Source organism: Mycobacterium sp. NPDC003323 (genome assembly GCF_053589535.1).
In genome coordinates, this window is the sequence record NZ_JBSFSB010000022.1 from 29,511 (window position 1) to 44,670 (window position 15,160).

Genomic DNA, 15,160 nt, shown 5'->3' on the forward strand with positions numbered 1-15,160 from the left:
CGACGCCGGCGTCATGTAGTGACCCTCCCGTCGACGGCCGGTGCGGGGTCGAGGCGGCCACGTCGATCCAGACGGAACAATCCGAAGGCAGAGACCCCTCCGATCAGGCTGAGCAGCAACCACACCAGATCGGGTCGACCCAGAGCATTCATCGTCTGCAGCAGCCATCCGGTGGCGAGATTGCCGGCCAGGATGCCCACCCCGACGATCGTGTTGTAGAAGCCGTAGTGGGTCCCGACGAGGCGGCCACCGGCCAGCGATACCACCGTGTCCATTTCGAACGGGAACACCGCAGCCGAGCCCACCGCGAGCACCCCGGTCGCCAGCAGCAATGCCGCCACCGCCGCCACCGTGCCGGCTCGCCCGGCCTCGGGCAGCACCACCAACGGCAGGAAGGCGGCCGCCAAGATCAGCATGCCGATCGTCAGGGATCGCCCCGAACCCCACCGCCGGGCGAACCAGCGGGTGATGCGCATCTGCCCGCCGATGGCGACGAGCCCGGATACCACGAAGATCATCGCGGTGACCACCGAATCGTGGCCTGGCAACAGCTTTCGGGCATGGAGTGGCAAGGCCAGATAGACCTGGAACGACAACACATAGGAGCCGATCATGGCCGCGGCAAACAGCAGAAACGACCGGTTGGACGCGACCGAACGCCAATCCTGGAGTACCGAGGTCTTCGACGCCGGCGCCGCGGCGATCCGTTGCGGCAGCGCGAACAGCTGGGCCACGGTCAGGCCCGCGAACACGATCGCGGCCGCGGCTGCGGTCAACCGGAAGTCCACGAACATCAGTGCCAGACCGACCAACGGGCCGGCCAGAATTCCCGCCTGATAGAAGACGTTGAACAGTGCGAACGCCTCGACCCGCCGCTCACCTGCATCGGCGGCCACGTAGGCACGCACCGCGGGATTGAACAGCGCTCCCGCGAAACCCGTTGCCGCCGAGGCTATCAACACAAACGGCAGAGATTCGGCGACGACGAGCAGTCCGAATCCCACTGTGCGCAACACACAGCCACCGACGATCAACGGTTTGTACCCCAGCCGATCAGCCAGTGTGCCGCCGATGAGGAACATGCCCTGCTGGGAGAAGTTGCGCACACCCAACACCAATCCGACCGCCCACGCGGCAAGACCCAGTGGCCCGGCCAGATAACCTGCCAGATAGGGCATCAGCATATAGAAGCCCAGGTTGATCCCGAACTGATTGACCATGAGCAGCCGGCTTGGCCAGCCGAAACTCCGAAACTGCGCAACCAGACCCATCAGCGACTCACCGTCATGGGATCGACGACGTGCGCGCACCGGGTCCACGACGTCACCACCTGCGACAGCGGATCGGCGATGGTGGCCGGCTGCAGCGGTTGCGCGGCACCGAGCAGGCCGTGGGCTCGGCAGTACTCGTCGTTGTACACGGTGTCGAAGTATCGCTGGGGACCGTCAGGGAATATCGCGGCGACCGTCGCACCGGCGGGTCCGGTGCGCGCGGCCCAGCCGGCGACCAGCGCGACCGCGCCCACACTCCATCCGCCGCTGGCGTAGTGCGTGGCGGCCAATGTGCGGCACGCCCAGACGGCCTCCTGCGGGGCCACCCAGTGCACTTCGTTGAAGGCGCCGTAGTCGACGTTGCCGGGATAGATGCTCGAGCCCAGGCCGCGCATCAGTCTCGTCCTGGCCTTCTGACCGAAAATGGTGGATCCGACCGTATCGACGCCGATCAGCCTCATACGTGGATTGAACTGGCGCAGCACGCGTGCCACGCCCGCAGAGTGCCCTCCGGTCCCCACCGAGCACACCAGCACATCCACCCTTCCGAGCTGCTGCTGCAGCTCGAGCGCCAAGCCACGGTAGGCCTCGACGTTGTGCGGATTGTTGTACTGATCGGGATGCCAGGTGTCAGGATCGGATGCCACGATCTGCGCCACGCGATCCTTGCGGGCCTGCTGCCATCCGCCTTCGGGATGGGGCTCGGTGACGACCTCGACCTGGGCGCCGAACGCGGTGAGCATGTTCTGGATGATCGGTTCCAGCCCGGGGTCGGTGACCAGTGTGACCGGGTGACCATAGACCGTTCCGGCCAGTGCCAGACCCAAACCCAGCGTACCGCTGGTGGATTCAACAATCCGGGCGCCAGGGGCCAAGGAGCCGTTGGCGCGGGCGCGTGCGGCCATGTGCAACGCGGGACGGTCTTTCATCCCGCCGGGGTTGAATCCTTCGAGTTTGGCCCAAAAGCCTCGTTCTGAGGTTGTGAAAGGTTCGGCGATGCGCAAGACGGGCGTCTGGCCGACCATGGTGGCGGGTCGCTCATATCGGCCCAGGTCGGGCTTCTCGGGTAGCGGGGCCGTGCGGGCAGAGTGGATGGACAGGACATGGTTCATCGTGGGATGTCGCTTCTGTGACGCCGCGACCGGGCGCGGCAGCTGATGGCGGACAGCAGTCACCGGTGGTCCTCCAAGTTAAGGAGGACATCACCTGGCGCTGACCGATCAGCGGCGCGCGATACAGAAATGGGCGAGCACGTCCCGCCCCGACAACGTGTGCGATCCCGCTCGCGGAGGACCCCGAGGTGTCGCCGTCACCCGGTGCCGCCACAGCACCGGCACACCGATCAGGAAGGCCACCAGAGTGAACACCAGCAGCGTCATGGTCGCCCGCGGCAGCACCGCTTCGGCGACGGTGTCCGGCGCGAGCGGGATGTCGCCGCGGGACACATGCGGATGCTCGATGGCGATCAGCACCGAGGCATCGGCGCCGTGCGCGATCAGCGCGTGCGGTCCGTGCCGGTCAGGCGCGGACTGCACACCGACCAGTGCGGACTCCGCCCCGATTATCGCGATCAAGAACGCGATCGCTGCGGCCACGACTGCTCGTCGTCGCCGCGTCGAGATCGCGCCGGAGATGCCCACAATGTTGCCAACTGTAACAGCACAACCACCCCGGACCGCGAGCCTGCAAACCCGACACCGGGTTGTGATCTGCCGGCGATGTCGCGGCGTGTCGCCGACATCATCCACGCCGGTCGCCGCTCCCATTCGTCGACGTTACTGTGCACCAGCCGCTTTCGTTGTACGTCGAGTTTGTGTTCGGCGCACGTCGGAGCCGATAACCCTGGCCACCTACGGTTTCAGTACGTAGATCAGCGTGCAGTCTCGCGCACGCCGAACTACACGGCGAACTGTTTGCTGACATCTCCGTACGGCGCATCGCAGTTCGCTGCGGGGGCCATTCCACTATGGCGAGGGCACCTCCGGGTTCGGTAAGTGTTCTGTGAAGATCCGCTCAAGATCGGCCCTTCGCGCAGTTCAAATCGATTCGATCCGGTCGCGAGCAGGCACCATGAGACTCATGGAGCACCCAGCGGGACCATCCTCGGCGCCGGCCAACGGCTACCGGGCACTCGTCGTCGACGACGAGGTGCCACTGGCCGAGGTTGTCGCCAGCTACCTGGAGCGTGAGCAATTCGAGACCATCGTCGCCGACAACGGCATCGACGCCATCGCGGTTGCCCGCGAGCTTGATCCTGACGTCGTCATACTCGACCTGGGACTACCCGGCGTCGACGGTCTTGAGGTCTGCCGGCAGCTGCGGACCTTCTCGGATGCCTACGTCGTGATGCTGACTGCGCGCGACGCCGAGATCGACACCGTCCTCGGTCTGACCGTCGGCGCCGACGACTACATCACCAAACCGTTCAGCCCGCGTGAACTCGTCGCCCGGATCCGGGCCATGCTTCGCCGCCCCCGCAACCTGCACACCGCGCGGGCGGCGACCGGGGCCCAGCACCGGCCCACGCCACCCAGACAGTTCGGGGCCCTGAGCATCAACGTCGACGCCCGCGAGGTGCGGGTCGACGATCACCCAATTCTGCTCACCCGCACCGAGTTCGACATCCTGGAGGCCCTGTCCGGTCGGCCCGGTGTCGTGCTCAGCCGCCGCCAGCTCCTCGAAATCGTGCGCGACGGCCCATGGGTGGGCAACGAACACCTCGTCGACGTCCACATCGGACACCTGCGCCGCAAACTCGGCGACGATGCAGCCCAGCCGCGTTACATCGCCACCGTGCGCGGCGTCGGTTACCGCATGGGCACCGGGCAATGACCGCACAGGCGGGGAAGCGATCCCGCCGACCCGGCATCGGCCTGCGGCTGCTGGCAGCTCAGGCGATCGTGGTCATCACCGGGGCGCTGACCACCACCGCGGTGGCCGCCATCGTCGGACCTCCCCTATTTCGCGAACACCTCCACCGGGCCGGGGTGCCGGCCGATTCCATGGAGGAAGTCCACGCCGAAGAGGCCTACGGCTACGCGACCGTCATATCGATCGGGGTTGCGGTGGCGGTCTCGGCGTTGGTCGCCCTCGCCGTCAGCTTCTACGTCAGCCGGCGCCTGCAGCGATCGGTCACCGAGGTGGCCCTGGCCGCCAAAGCCGTCGCCAGAGGCCACTACGAGACCAGGGTGTCGCCACCGAATCTCGGCGAGGACTTCGACGCGCTCGCCGTCGCGTTCAACCAGATGGCATCCCGACTGCAAACGGTCGATTCGACACGTCAGCGACTGTTCGGCGATCTGGCCCACGAGATCCGCACCCCGGTAGCGGTTCTGGAAGCCTACATCGAAGCCCTCGAAGACGGCGTGCGCACCCTGAACCCGGCCACCGCGGCGATGCTGCGCGACCAAACCCGGCGGCTCGTGCGCTTCTCCGATGACGTCGCCGCACTGGCCAAAGCCGAGGAGAGTTCATTCACGTTGTCACCCAACATGGTCGACATGGGCAACGTCGCACGCCGTTGTGTCGCCGCGGCCAAGGAACGGTACGACACCAAGCGTGTCGCCATCCGGCTCCATCAGCCCCCGGAGTTGCCGGCCTTGTGGGCCGATGAGCAACGACTGGCCCAGGTGCTCGGAAACCTTATCGACAACGCCTTGATGCACACTCCTGCCGGCGGCACCGTCGAAGTCGGCTGTGTCCACCGCAATGACCGCGTGATCGTCACCGTGGCCGATGACGGCGAAGGGATCGCCGAGGAGCACCTGCCGCGAGTATTCGAACGGTTCTATCGCGCCGACGCCGCCCGTGACCGCGGACATGGTGGCGCCGGCCTGGGCCTGGCCATCGCAAAGGCCCTGGTCGAAGCGCACTCGGGGACAATCGCGGTGGCGAGTGCCGGGCCGGGACACGGCGCGACCTTCACCGTCGAGCTTCCCATCGCGTCGCGAAGCGGTGTGGCCGTCGTCCAGGAAGCGGACCGTTAGCGACACCGACGGGACCGTCTACTTGGCCAACAGTGCTCGCATCTCCTCGATTTCGGCTTGCTGAGCCGCCACGATGCTGTGGGCCATCTCGACCGCCGCCGGGAACTGCCCGTTGTCGATCTCCTGCTGAGCCATCGTGACCGCACCCTCGTGGTGCTCGATCATCTGCTCCAGGAACAACGTGCCGGCTTCAGCACCCTGGGCGTTCTGCAGCGCAGCCATATCGGCTTCCGACATCATGCCGTGACTGCCGCCGCCCATCGCGGGCATCTCACCCATTCCGCCACCGGACATATCGTGGCCAGGCATGGAATGTCCGGGCATGTCGTGCTCCGGCATATCCGAGCCACCCATGCTCGGCGTGGCGGACTCGCCCCACTGTTGCAACCAGCCCTGCATCTGCTCTATCTCGGGTTGCTGTGCGGCCCTGATCTCGTTGGCCAGCGACACCACCGCGGGATCCACCCCTTGCTTGCCGAGCAGCATGTCGCTCATCTCCACCGCCTGCTCATGGTGGGGGATCATTCCTCGGGCGAATGCGACGTCGGCGTCATTGTGCGCACTGGCATCTGCGGTGCTGGAGGCCGGACTCGACGCCGACGACGAGGTGACCACCGCCGTCGACTCACTGGTCGTCGAGCCGCCCGAACAGGCACTCAGCACGAGTGCGGACGCCGTTAGCGCCACAAATCCGTTTCCAAATCTATTGAGTCGCATCTGCGTGCACCCTTTCTCGATTGAATCGACAACGCAGCCAGTAGAGCGCCGTGACGAGGCGCCCGCTCCTTCAGCGTGAGACCTACCGGTATGGGTCTTTTCCACATCCCGTAAAGATTGGGTGAAGACAACACGACCGCTGTCGATTGCGAAAGTGATGGCGAACGTCACCGCTCCCCAACTGGCCCTTTGCATTTCTGGCACAAAGATGACGCAGCTGGTTTGATCATCCGGATGGCGCCACTCGGAAGCCAGAACCGCTGAGCGCTACACGGCCTTGCCAGCTGCAATGATGTCCGTCAAGGATTGCGTCATGGCGCATCGCTCAGCAGAGCTGTCTTCCTTCTTGAGGGCGAGGCGGCAAGCGCTGACCCCGCAGGAGGCCGGCCTCATACCAGGTACCGGCCGGCGGGTTCAGGGCCTTCGCCGAGAGGAACTGGCACTCTTGGCGGGATTGAGCACCGACTACTACCGCAGGCTTGAACAAGGCCGAGAGCATCGCCCGTCATTACAAGTACTTCGTGCCCTCGCGCGCGCGCTGCGCCTCGACGCGCACGCGACCGCGTACCTCATCTCGCTCGTCCATCCGGACCCCCTCACGGCACCGCTTCCCGCGACCACCACCGCCTCCGCGGGAGTCCGGCTCCTCCTGAACAATGGCTTGCGCGTGCCGGCGTTCGCCGTCGACCTCGGCCTCAACATCCTTGCCATCAACGCGGCCGGCCGCGCGTTGTACAGCGGATTTGCCGACACCTCCAACCTCGCCCGCATGGTGTTCCTCGACCCTGCCGCACGGAGCTTCTACCCCCACTGGCACCACGTGGCCACTCAGACAGTCGGCAATCTCCGCTGGGGTCTTACCCGTTTCCCTGGCGACGACCGCGTTGCCGAAGTAGTGGATGAACTTTCGCCTCGGAGTTCGGTCTTTACCGAGCTGTGGGCGACACACCACGTGCGTCCGCGCTCCAGCGAGGACAAACTCTTCCAGCACCCGCGACTCGGCGACCTACATCTGCACTTCGAGGCGCTCGAGGTGGCAGATGCCCCCGACCAGCGGCTGTTTGTCTACTGCGCGCTCGACGGGGGGCCCTCTCCCGATGCCGTCGCCCTGCTGGAGACCCTCACTGAGTCCGCCGTGCCCGACTAGCGTCATACCTTCACCGGCGCAGGAGCTTTCACTGCCACCCACCGCGTGCGCAATCAGAGCGAAGCCGCGGTGAGCTGGCCGATCTGTTCCGGTGTCAACCTCAGCTCGGCGGCGGCCACATTCTCCTCCAGATGCGTGCGGCGCGACGTGCCAGGGATGGGGAGCATGACGGGTGAGAGATGCAGCAGCCAGGAGATAGCCACCTGTCCCACACTGCAACTGTGCGCGCGAGCGACATCAGTGAGCGCCTGATGGGCTTCTGTCAGTCCGCCCTGCGCCACCGGCGCCCATGGAATGAAAGCGATCCCATCGCGTTCGCACACGTCCAGCATGTCTGCCGCACCTCGGTCGATGACATTGAACCGGCTTTGGACGCTCGCGATATGAGCGATCTGTCGCGCCTCGTCAAGCTGTGCGACCGTGCATTGCGACATGCCGATCTCCCGGATCTTACCCTCATCCTGAAGCATCTTCAGTTCGCCGATCTGTTCTGCCAACGGGATTTTCGGATCCACCCGGTGTAGCTGTAGAAGGTCGATCTGGTCGACGCCCAGGCGGCGCAGACTCATCAACACCTGCTGACGCAGGTATTCGGGTCGTCCGACCGGTGGCCACGCCGCCGGTCCCAGGCGTTTCGGTCCGGAGTCAGTGTCGATGACGTCAGGTCCGTTTCGGGTCAATCCCACTTTTGTCGCGATCACGATCTCGTCGGGGTACGGATGCAGCGCCTCATACAGAATCTGTTCGGCGACATGCGGACCGTAGGAGTCGGCGGTATCGATGAACTGCACACCGAGGTCGACCGCCCGACGGGCAACAGCAAGGCATTCATCTCGATCCTGTGGCTCGCCCCAGATCCCGCGGCCCGTGAACCTCATCGATCCGAAGCCCAAGCGCGCGACCGTCTTACCAGCAATGCTGATCGTCTGCGGGTTCACGCTCATCTTGCAACTACCTCCATTGTTCTCGTTTTCGCTTCCCGTGTGGCTTCGCCGTATGGCCGTTGCCGTTGCCGGCCCGGGCAACCAGTGCTGAGTTTCAGGCCCGCGCATCCGAATCGAATTCACAGAACATCCTGGTGAAGTACGCCGGCTGCTCCTCGGCGACCCAGTGGCCACAGTCCGGCACGAGCTGGCCTGTCACCGAATCGGCGACCTCTTCACACATGGCCCGGAAATGCTTCCCGAGATGACCGGATGCCCCGCCGGAAGCCAGCACCGGGACGGTGAGCTTGCCGTGTGCGCCTAACGCGGTGCGATTGTTCTCCGCGTCGCGGTCGAGTTCCCGGTAGATCTCACACAGTGCCCGCATGGCTCCCGGGGCTTCGAAAGCCCGGGCGTAGACGTCGATGTCGAGGTCGGAGATCGCGTCCGGTTGGTAGGTCAACTCATCGAAAGAGCGGGTGATGTACCAACGTTCCCGTCCGTGCGTGAGGTATACCGCGATATCGGGGTTGGCATGAAAAGAGAACTGCCACGCGGACTTCTGAGCCACCCGCCAGTCGTAATAGCTCGTGCCCGGCAGCGGAGCTTCCATGAATGTGGCGCTGACGACATCAGCGCGGTATCGCAGCGCAAAACTCAGCGCGAGTGCCGACCCGAGGTCATGCCCGACCAACGAGATCGGCTCTTCCACCCCCAGCACGTCGCGCACAAGAGTGTGAATGTCACCGGCCATGGTCCACTTGTCGTAGCCGTCGCGGGGTTTGTCGGACGCACCGGCACCGCGATAATCGGGCATGATCACTCGGTAGCCTGCGCCAGCGAGCGGCATCATGACCTTGCGCCACTCATAGCGGGTTTGAGGCGCGCCGTGAAGAAGCACCACCGTCTTGGTCGGCTGAGGGGGCGTGGCGACGGTGTAGCCGATGCGCACCGACCGGTCCGCATCAACCCAGGCCCGACCGTGGTGGACGACAACATCCTGCGCTGTGGTCATGGTGTACGCCTTTCTGGTGTTCATAGGCGTCAACGGCCACCGCCGACCCGAAATTGCGACCAAAGGGGGGTGCAACCCGGCCCCCCGACACGTCGAAACCACCGCTAGCCCCAACTACCTCACGATCACGGCGCACCACAAGCGTCAGCTCGTAACCGCTGCACGACACAGGCACCAGTACCCCTGACGAATCCGATGTCGTGGGATGGCCGGATGCCACCCCGGCTCCGGAAGACACGACGCACGCCGCCGCAACGGATGTGCATCAACGAGCGGTGGACTTCCTGACGCGACGGCAGTCGTCGGCGGCAGTCGTCGCGGCCGCGGGGCAGCAGGTGTCGATTGCCAAACTCGATGGCGAACGACGCCTCGCCTAGCTGCGCTTTTTCAAGATTGCCACGGAGATGGCGCAGCGATTTCTGCCATCCAAGTGGCGAAAGTGGGAACGGTACGGTGGTGCAGGTCGATCGCAATCGATGCGCCGTCTGATAACGATGGTTGGCAGTGTCAGTTGGTGGTCTGACAGCATTAGCGTGCGGGGCGGTCTGGTTCCAGTAGCTGGTCGACGGGCGCGTAGTCGTCGGTGAGTTGTTCGGCACTACCTACCCACGCGCTCAGATCGGCGCCGGACATGCTGGTCCATTTGATGGATCTGTTGTTGAGGTGGTCTTGCACAGTCTTGCCATCAACGCTGCGGTCAGAGGCAAGGACGACAAAGTTCCCGCCGTTGGGACCGAGATCCGGATCGCCGCCGAGATCACGAAGCTCGCCAAGCAGCATGACATTGTCGAAAACAGCGGACAGCGTCGCTACTTCCGCGCGAATGAATGCTAGATCGGCGTAGTCAATGAGGTTGGCGATGTATATTCCATCCGATTTTAAGACCCTGCGCACATCGCTCAACGTTTGTGTCGTTGTCAGATGCCAGGGGACACTGACCCCGCCGAAGGCGTCGCCGACTATCAGATCCTTGCTCCCCGTGGAGAGTCGCCGCAGCCCGAGTCTGCCGTCTTCGACGCGAACATCGATCCCGAGTTCGGGCGACAGACCCAGCTCGTCGCGATCGATTTGTACGACGCCTCCATCGATTTCCGAGATCAGACTTTCCGTTCCGGGACGAGTTGCCGCGAGGTAGCGAGGATAAGTGAGCCCGCCTCCACCCAGATGGTAGGCCTGCAGAGGTTCGCTGTCGGGAAAGGCTGCGTCTATGCCTGCCGCGATCGCGCGAACATAGGCGAACTGCAACACCGTTGGATCATCGACGTCGACGTAGGAGTGCCGCAGACCGTCAAGCATGAGCGTGCGTGCTGCCTCGCGTTGCGGGTCAGCCACGACACGCACACAGTGGTACTTCGTCTCGGCATCACACTCTCCAGGAGCGATAAGGGCCGTCAGTCCGCCGACGAGTACCGCCATCGTCAACCCGGCAGCATTGCCGACAGTCCATGTGCGCATACGCCATTCGCACAGGACGCCAGCCGCCACCAGCACGATTCCTAGCCCGACAAGGATCGCGCTGACCGGTACCCGGGATATCAGAACAAATCCGGTCAGCACCGTTCCGGCTATGGCACCCACGCTGGCCACCCCTGATAGCGAACCGACCACGGCTCCTGTGTCGTCAAGTCTGGTCAGGCGCAACTTGGTGACCATCGGCGTCACCGCCGACAGGAGCGCGCCCGGAATCAGGATCGTCAGGGATGCGACCAGCATCAATACTGCGGGCGCCCACTCCCCTGCCATCCTCACCACGGTGGGAGTGAATGCCACGACCACCCCCGATCCGCCGAGGGTCTGCCCCAGGAGTCGCCGAGGGTCAACGCGATCAGCGAGCCTGCCACCACCCCACGAGCCGAGAGCTATTGCTGCAAGCGCAATTCCGATGACCAACGTGCTTGTTTCCAGAGTCAGGCCCAGATAGGGAGCGAGCAGTCTCAGTGCGGTGATCTCGATGACAAGCACTGCGGCCGACGACCCGAATACCAGTGCCCACGCGACCACAGAGCCCATTTCAGGTCTTTGTCCGGTCATGCGTTTGAGACCTCTCCATCGGGGCCCGTACCGGGGTCACAGCGGTTCGGGCGAAAGTTCGACGTGTGATTCTCGTGCTAGCGGATGAACACAGTACTGTGCTGGTGCGCTGAATCGATTACAAGCGGAGGGCTTTCATTGTTCAGGTACTGGCCCATGTTGACATCCGCATCCAAGCGGTATGGGCGCTCACTGCCGGTGTGGGTCAGGTTCGTGAACATCCGACTGCATCGCTATGGCTGGCCATAGCGACAGATTTCAGTCGCGTTCAGCGGAATCAAGCGCTCAGCTGTCTACTGGGTTCCGGATTCGCTGGTCTTCGGGCTTGTCTCTCGATGTGCCGCTACTTCGATGCACTGCCATTGACCGGATGCTTCTGTGCGGCCATGGTTCTCGGGTGTTGCCGTAATCCCGGCGCCTCACGGCTTTAGTAGGATTCGGGCAAGCTCGGTGGTGGTCTGAACCCCATCGTCGTAGCCACCCTGGGCGTTGAGGCTGTTCATGATCGTCAGGGTGTACCGCTGCTGCGGTCCGGCGAAACCCACGGAATTGACTACCCAGCCGCCCTCCTCTTGGGACCAGCCGTTCTTGTTTCCCGGTGCCATTGCCGCTCCGGCGCCCCAGACTCCCCACTGCTGTGAGCTGTCTACGTTTTGCATCTCGGCCACTACTGCTGTGGCATTCGTGGGCGTCAGACGGCTCAGCACGTAATTCATTAGCGCGTCGAGATCGTCGGCTGTTGCCTTCTGGAACCCCCAGTACGGGTAGACGTCACCGAATCCGGATTGCGGTCGCACACCTGTCATGCCAAACCGGACGAAGTTCGTGTTGAAGATATTTGACGGTCCCCCGTAGCGCGACCACAGCGCGTCCGCGGCGGTGTTGTCAGAACTGCGCAACATCGCGGCCATCTGCTGGCGATCGGTGGAGCTCAGTTGCAGCGACCCCGATTGTTCCCGCGTCAGCAAGTCGGCGACCATGGCGAGCTTGATGGTCGAGGCTGTCCAGATCGGCGTCGCGGCGTTCGCATTGCGATATGCACCGCCGGTCGTGCGGTCACGCAGGACGAACCCGACCGTTCCGGGCCGGGTCTGCAGATAACGTTCCGCCTCGATGAGACGTTCGCGAAAATCACACTGCCCGGCCGCCTGAGTGCAGGACGCCGCAGCGGTTGGAGAGAATACCGTAGCCCAGAGGAGGAACGCGCCCAGCAGCGAAAACACCTGCCTGGCCTTCAACTTCTGACTCCCGTCGTATCTACGAATTAAATACGTAGATAGTTTTAACACGGCACCGTGTCCCACTGCGGCCGTCGCCAAGCGTGTCGCGGTGTGCGCTTTAGGTCAGCAGATCATCGGGAATCGGCATCGGCGTCATCAGGCCCGCCGAGGTGCGGCCAGTGTTGCCCGGTGGGTAGCGGCCGCTGAGTGAGCCTGGTGCCGCCACGACTAGTCGTATCAGCTGACCGACGGCCTCCCGGCGGTCACGCTGGCGTAAAGCGAGTGCCAGCATGGCTGCGTGGTTACAAGTGTGTAGCCACGGATCTGGTTGCGAGACGATGTGCGCCCTCTCCAGGTGCGACCACCGCCGCGCCGCGGTGTCGGCGTTTCGCGCGTCTCTCATCTCGCGGCGATAGAGCTCCCTGGCAGGAGGCGGCAGTCGGCTCACGATGCCGGCGCGTTGTTCTGCAGTGCATTGTCGATCGCGTCGCGCAGATCATCGCGTGTCTGGAGGGCGATCTGCATGCCGTTGACGAAGAAGGTCGGTGTGCCCATCACCCCGAGGGCTTCACCGTCGCCCATATCGAGGCGAATCCGTTCCGCGGTTTTTGGATCGACGTAGGCGGTGTCGAAGGCGGCCATGTCCAGACCCAGTTCCTCGGCAAAACCTCGGAAGACGTCGTCGGCGGGGGTTCGCTGTTCGCCCCACTGCTCCTGGGTGTCGAACATTTTTCGGTACATGGGTTCGAGGCTGCCCTGCTGTGCGGCAGCCTCCACCGCGCGGGCTGCGCGCTCGCCATTGAAGTGGCCCGAGAGCGGGAAGTAGCGCACCACGAACTCAACCCGATCACCGTACTGTTCACGCAGTTCCTCGACCATCGGGTAGGCCGCGCGGCAACCCTCACATTCGAAGTCCAGAAATTCCACGACTGTCACTGCCGCATCGGGGACGGAATTCAGTCGGTGGCTGTTGTCGCGAACGACGGCGGCGGCCGTTGGGTCGGTCGAGGATGTTTCGCCGGCCACGCTGGGCGCCTCGCTGTCCCGCGTCACGAGCAGGAACACGGCCACCGTGACGATGACAGTGACAGCCAGGGCCGTGATGGCCAGCCGGGCAATCGGCGTTTTGAGCACGTGTCCTCCCTGCGTGGCCATGGTGGCAACTCTGCCGCGCGGCACCGTGGACTGAACCTACGTATCCGCTACGTAGAATGTAGCCTAGATGCAGGCGGGCAAGCGATGGGGTGACGTTGATGGGGCAAGTCGGCGCTGTGATGACGGGGCGACGGCATGGGTTCACGTGGTCATTGGCGGCACTGGTGGTGTTGTCGGCGTTGGTGACGGGCCTGAGCGGTTGCGGCAGCTCGGGTGCCGCCGCCGAACCGCAGTCCCTGGATAAGGGCACACCGTATGCCGATCTGCTTGTGCCCGAGCTGCAGACTTCGGTGACCGACGGGGCCGTCGGTGTGTCGGTTGAGTCGCCGGTCACGGTGAGCGCCGAGGCCGGAGTCCTGGGCGTCGTCCGCTTGGTCAATGAGGACGGCCGCCAGGTCCAGGGCGCGCTGAGCGGCGATGGCACCCGCTGGGAGACCACCGAACCTCTCGGCTACAACCGGCAGTACACGTTGCAGGCCGAGGCACTCGGACTGGGCGGCACCATCAGTGCCCGGGCCACCTTCGAAACGCACTCGCCTCAGAACCAGACGATGCCGTATGTGACGCCAGCCGACCAGGCGATCGTCGGGGTCGGTCAGCCCGTGGCCATCCAGTTCGATGAAGACATCCCCGATCGGCTGGCCGCCCAACGCGCCATCACGGTGAAGACGACTCCTGAGGTGGAGGGTGCGTTCTACTGGCTCAACAACCGTGAAGTACGTTGGCGCCCTGCGCAGTACTGGGAGCCCGGCACGAAGGTGGAGGTCCAGGTCAAGACCTACGGGGTCGACCTCGGCGATGGCCTGTTCGGACAACAGGATGTAACCTCCGCCTTCACCGTCGGAGACCAGGTGATCGCCACAGCAGATGACAACACCAAGATCCTGACGGTTCGGGTGAATGGCGAGGTGGCGAAGACGATGCCGATCTCCATGGGCAAGGACTCCACGCCCACCGACAACGGCACTTATATCGTGGCCGAACGGCATTACTTCATGGTCATGGATTCCTCGACCTACGGTGTGGCGGTGAACTCCGCCGACGGATACCGGACCGAGGTCAACTACGCCACCCGGATGTCCTACAGCGGCATCTTCGTGCACGCCGCACCGTGGTCGGTCGGCAGCCAGGGCCACACAAACGTCAGTCACGGTTGCCTCAACGCCAGCACCGAGAACGCAAAGTGGTTTTACGACAACACCAAACGCGGCGACATCGTCGAGGTCGTCAACACCGTCGGTTCGACATTGTCTGGCACAGACGGCCTGGGTGACTGGAATATTCCGTGGGAGCAGTGGAAGGCCGGCAACGCCGCCGTCTAGACGCTATCGGCGATCGAACAATCGCGACGCCTCTAGGAGCAGATGCTCGGACTCATCCGCGCTCATCTGTTCCACAAAGAAGGCCAACACCACGTCAGGATTGCCGCCGGCCTCCAGCGCCGTGCGCATCACCGTGGCGGAGCGTTGCTCGCGGGTCATGGTCGGCCAGTACCGAAAGGCCTTGCGTTCCCGTTCTCGTCGCACCCAGCCTTTTCGGTGCAGGTTATCCAGCGTGGAAAGCACCGTTGTGTAGGCGATCTGGCGCGATCTGGCGAGTTCGTCGAACACCTCGCGGACGGTGACTCCGGAAGATGCTTGCCAGACCCGGTCCATGACCGCGTTTTCCAGAATGCCGAGATTCGATTGCTGCATG

At 64.0% G+C, this 15,160-nt stretch carries 16 protein-coding genes; 5 read left to right on the top strand and 11 right to left on the bottom strand.

All coding sequences use genetic code 11. From position 1 onward, the window contains the following. Positions 1 to 11: 11 nt before the first annotated feature. The 3 genes from ACWDUN_RS27470 to lpqS all read right to left on the bottom strand — a co-directional run bounded on the left by ACWDUN_RS27470 (position 12) and on the right by lpqS (position 2,866). Complete coding sequence (locus ACWDUN_RS27470; protein ID WP_449933766.1) at positions 12 to 1,271, bottom strand: MFS transporter; 1,260 nt, start codon at positions 1,269 to 1,271, stop codon at positions 12 to 14. After that, positions 1,271 to 2,383, bottom strand: a complete 1,113-nt coding sequence (locus ACWDUN_RS27475; protein WP_449933767.1) for a PLP-dependent cysteine synthase family protein — start codon at positions 2,381 to 2,383, stop codon at positions 1,271 to 1,273. The genes ACWDUN_RS27470 and ACWDUN_RS27475 overlap by 1 nt, the downstream gene beginning before the upstream one ends. 108 nt (positions 2,384 to 2,491) lie before the next feature. Further along, positions 2,492 to 2,866, bottom strand: coding sequence for a putative copper homeostasis (lipo)protein LpqS (gene lpqS, locus ACWDUN_RS27480; RefSeq protein WP_449933699.1), 375 nt, complete (start codon positions 2,864 to 2,866; stop codon positions 2,492 to 2,494). A gap of 484 nt (positions 2,867 to 3,350) precedes the next feature. On the opposite strand from lpqS, the gene ACWDUN_RS27485 reads away from it, so the two are divergent. Together ACWDUN_RS27485 and ACWDUN_RS27490 are read left to right on the top strand one after the other, a co-directional pair. Beyond that, complete coding sequence (locus ACWDUN_RS27485) at positions 3,351 to 4,103, top strand: response regulator (RefSeq protein WP_449933701.1); 753 nt, start codon at positions 3,351 to 3,353, stop codon at positions 4,101 to 4,103. Continuing rightward, positions 4,100 to 5,257: a HAMP domain-containing sensor histidine kinase gene (locus ACWDUN_RS27490; RefSeq protein ID WP_449933703.1), complete on the top strand. Its 1,158-nt coding sequence runs from the start codon at positions 4,100 to 4,102 to the stop codon at positions 5,255 to 5,257. The genes ACWDUN_RS27485 and ACWDUN_RS27490 overlap by 4 nt, the downstream gene beginning before the upstream one ends. Positions 5,258 to 5,275: 18 nt before the next feature. Here the strand turns inward: ACWDUN_RS27490 and ACWDUN_RS27495 are convergent, their stop codons facing one another. Then, entirely contained in the window at positions 5,276 to 5,974 is a 699-nt protein-coding gene (locus ACWDUN_RS27495; protein WP_449933768.1) for a DUF305 domain-containing protein, read from the bottom strand. 292 nt (positions 5,975 to 6,266) lie between these two features. Between ACWDUN_RS27495 and ACWDUN_RS27500 the strand changes: the two genes are divergently transcribed. Next, positions 6,267 to 7,121 carry a helix-turn-helix domain-containing protein gene (locus ACWDUN_RS27500; protein WP_449933704.1) on the top strand — a complete coding sequence of 285 codons (855 nt, stop codon included), beginning with the start codon at positions 6,267 to 6,269 and terminating at the stop codon, positions 7,119 to 7,121. A 53-nt stretch (positions 7,122 to 7,174) separates the two neighbouring features. On the opposite strand, the gene ACWDUN_RS27505 is transcribed toward ACWDUN_RS27500, so the two are convergent. Continuing rightward, positions 7,175 to 8,065: an aldo/keto reductase gene (locus tag ACWDUN_RS27505; protein WP_449933706.1), complete on the bottom strand. Its 891-nt coding sequence runs from the start codon at positions 8,063 to 8,065 to the stop codon at positions 7,175 to 7,177. 94 nt (positions 8,066 to 8,159) lie between these two features. Next, complete coding sequence (locus ACWDUN_RS27510) at positions 8,160 to 9,059, bottom strand: alpha/beta fold hydrolase (RefSeq protein ID WP_449933707.1); 900 nt, start codon at positions 9,057 to 9,059, stop codon at positions 8,160 to 8,162. A gap of 200 nt (positions 9,060 to 9,259) precedes the next feature. Between ACWDUN_RS27510 and ACWDUN_RS27515 the strand changes: the two genes are divergently transcribed. After that, positions 9,260 to 9,436 (top strand): hypothetical protein, encoded by a 177-nt coding sequence (locus ACWDUN_RS27515; RefSeq protein WP_449933709.1) that lies wholly within the window; start codon positions 9,260 to 9,262, stop codon positions 9,434 to 9,436. Positions 9,437 to 9,587: 151 nt separating this feature from the next. On the opposite strand, the gene ACWDUN_RS27520 is transcribed toward ACWDUN_RS27515, so the two are convergent. The 4 genes from ACWDUN_RS27520 to ACWDUN_RS27535 all read right to left on the bottom strand — a co-directional run bounded on the left by ACWDUN_RS27520 (position 9,588) and on the right by ACWDUN_RS27535 (position 13,465). Continuing rightward, positions 9,588 to 11,090: a fused MFS/spermidine synthase gene (locus ACWDUN_RS27520; RefSeq protein WP_449933710.1), complete on the bottom strand. Its 1,503-nt coding sequence runs from the start codon at positions 11,088 to 11,090 to the stop codon at positions 9,588 to 9,590. A 419-nt stretch (positions 11,091 to 11,509) separates the two neighbouring features. Continuing rightward, positions 11,510 to 12,313, bottom strand: coding sequence for a tat pathway signal sequence (locus ACWDUN_RS27525; protein ID WP_449933711.1), 804 nt, complete (start codon positions 12,311 to 12,313; stop codon positions 11,510 to 11,512). A gap of 115 nt (positions 12,314 to 12,428) precedes the next feature. Continuing rightward, positions 12,429 to 12,758, bottom strand: coding sequence for a DUF3703 domain-containing protein (locus ACWDUN_RS27530; RefSeq protein ID WP_449933713.1), 330 nt, complete (start codon positions 12,756 to 12,758; stop codon positions 12,429 to 12,431). Continuing rightward, positions 12,755 to 13,465, bottom strand: a complete 711-nt coding sequence (locus ACWDUN_RS27535; protein WP_449933715.1) for a DsbA family protein — start codon at positions 13,463 to 13,465, stop codon at positions 12,755 to 12,757. The genes ACWDUN_RS27530 and ACWDUN_RS27535 overlap by 4 nt, the downstream gene beginning before the upstream one ends. A gap of 98 nt (positions 13,466 to 13,563) precedes the next feature. Between ACWDUN_RS27535 and ACWDUN_RS27540 the strand changes: the two genes are divergently transcribed. Next, entirely contained in the window at positions 13,564 to 14,787 is a 1,224-nt protein-coding gene (locus ACWDUN_RS27540; RefSeq protein WP_449933717.1) for a L,D-transpeptidase, read from the top strand. A gap of 3 nt (positions 14,788 to 14,790) precedes the next feature. Here the strand turns inward: ACWDUN_RS27540 and ACWDUN_RS27545 are convergent, their stop codons facing one another. After that, a complete protein-coding gene (locus ACWDUN_RS27545) occupies positions 14,791 to 15,159 on the bottom strand; it encodes a BlaI/MecI/CopY family transcriptional regulator (protein ID WP_449933719.1) in 369 nt (122 codons plus the stop codon). Position 15,160 lies beyond the last annotated feature (1 nt).

Coding starts and splice junctions, on each gene's coding strand:
- ACWDUN_RS27485 (WP_449933701.1), top strand. CDS start 3,351: ATGGAGCACCCAGCGGGACCATCCTCGGCGCCGGCCAACGGCTACCGG.
- ACWDUN_RS27540 (WP_449933717.1), top strand. CDS start 13,564: ATGGGGCAAGTCGGCGCTGTGATGACGGGGCGACGGCATGGGTTCACG.
- ACWDUN_RS27495 (WP_449933768.1), bottom strand. CDS start 5,974: ATGCGACTCAATAGATTTGGAAACGGATTTGTGGCGCTAACGGCGTCC.
- ACWDUN_RS27500 (WP_449933704.1), top strand. CDS start 6,267: ATGTCCGTCAAGGATTGCGTCATGGCGCATCGCTCAGCAGAGCTGTCT.
- ACWDUN_RS27520 (WP_449933710.1), bottom strand. CDS start 11,090: ATGACCGGACAAAGACCTGAAATGGGCTCTGTGGTCGCGTGGGCACTG.
- ACWDUN_RS27505 (WP_449933706.1), bottom strand. CDS start 8,065: ATGAGCGTGAACCCGCAGACGATCAGCATTGCTGGTAAGACGGTCGCG.
- ACWDUN_RS27535 (WP_449933715.1), bottom strand. CDS start 13,465: ATGGCCACGCAGGGAGGACACGTGCTCAAAACGCCGATTGCCCGGCTG.
- ACWDUN_RS27510 (WP_449933707.1), bottom strand. CDS start 9,059: ATGACCACAGCGCAGGATGTTGTCGTCCACCACGGTCGGGCCTGGGTT.
- ACWDUN_RS27475 (WP_449933767.1), bottom strand. CDS start 2,383: ATGAACCATGTCCTGTCCATCCACTCTGCCCGCACGGCCCCGCTACCC.
- ACWDUN_RS27490 (WP_449933703.1), top strand. CDS start 4,100: ATGACCGCACAGGCGGGGAAGCGATCCCGCCGACCCGGCATCGGCCTG.
- ACWDUN_RS27470 (WP_449933766.1), bottom strand. CDS start 1,271: ATGGGTCTGGTTGCGCAGTTTCGGAGTTTCGGCTGGCCAAGCCGGCTG.
- ACWDUN_RS27545 (WP_449933719.1), bottom strand. CDS start 15,159: ATGCAGCAATCGAATCTCGGCATTCTGGAAAACGCGGTCATGGACCGG.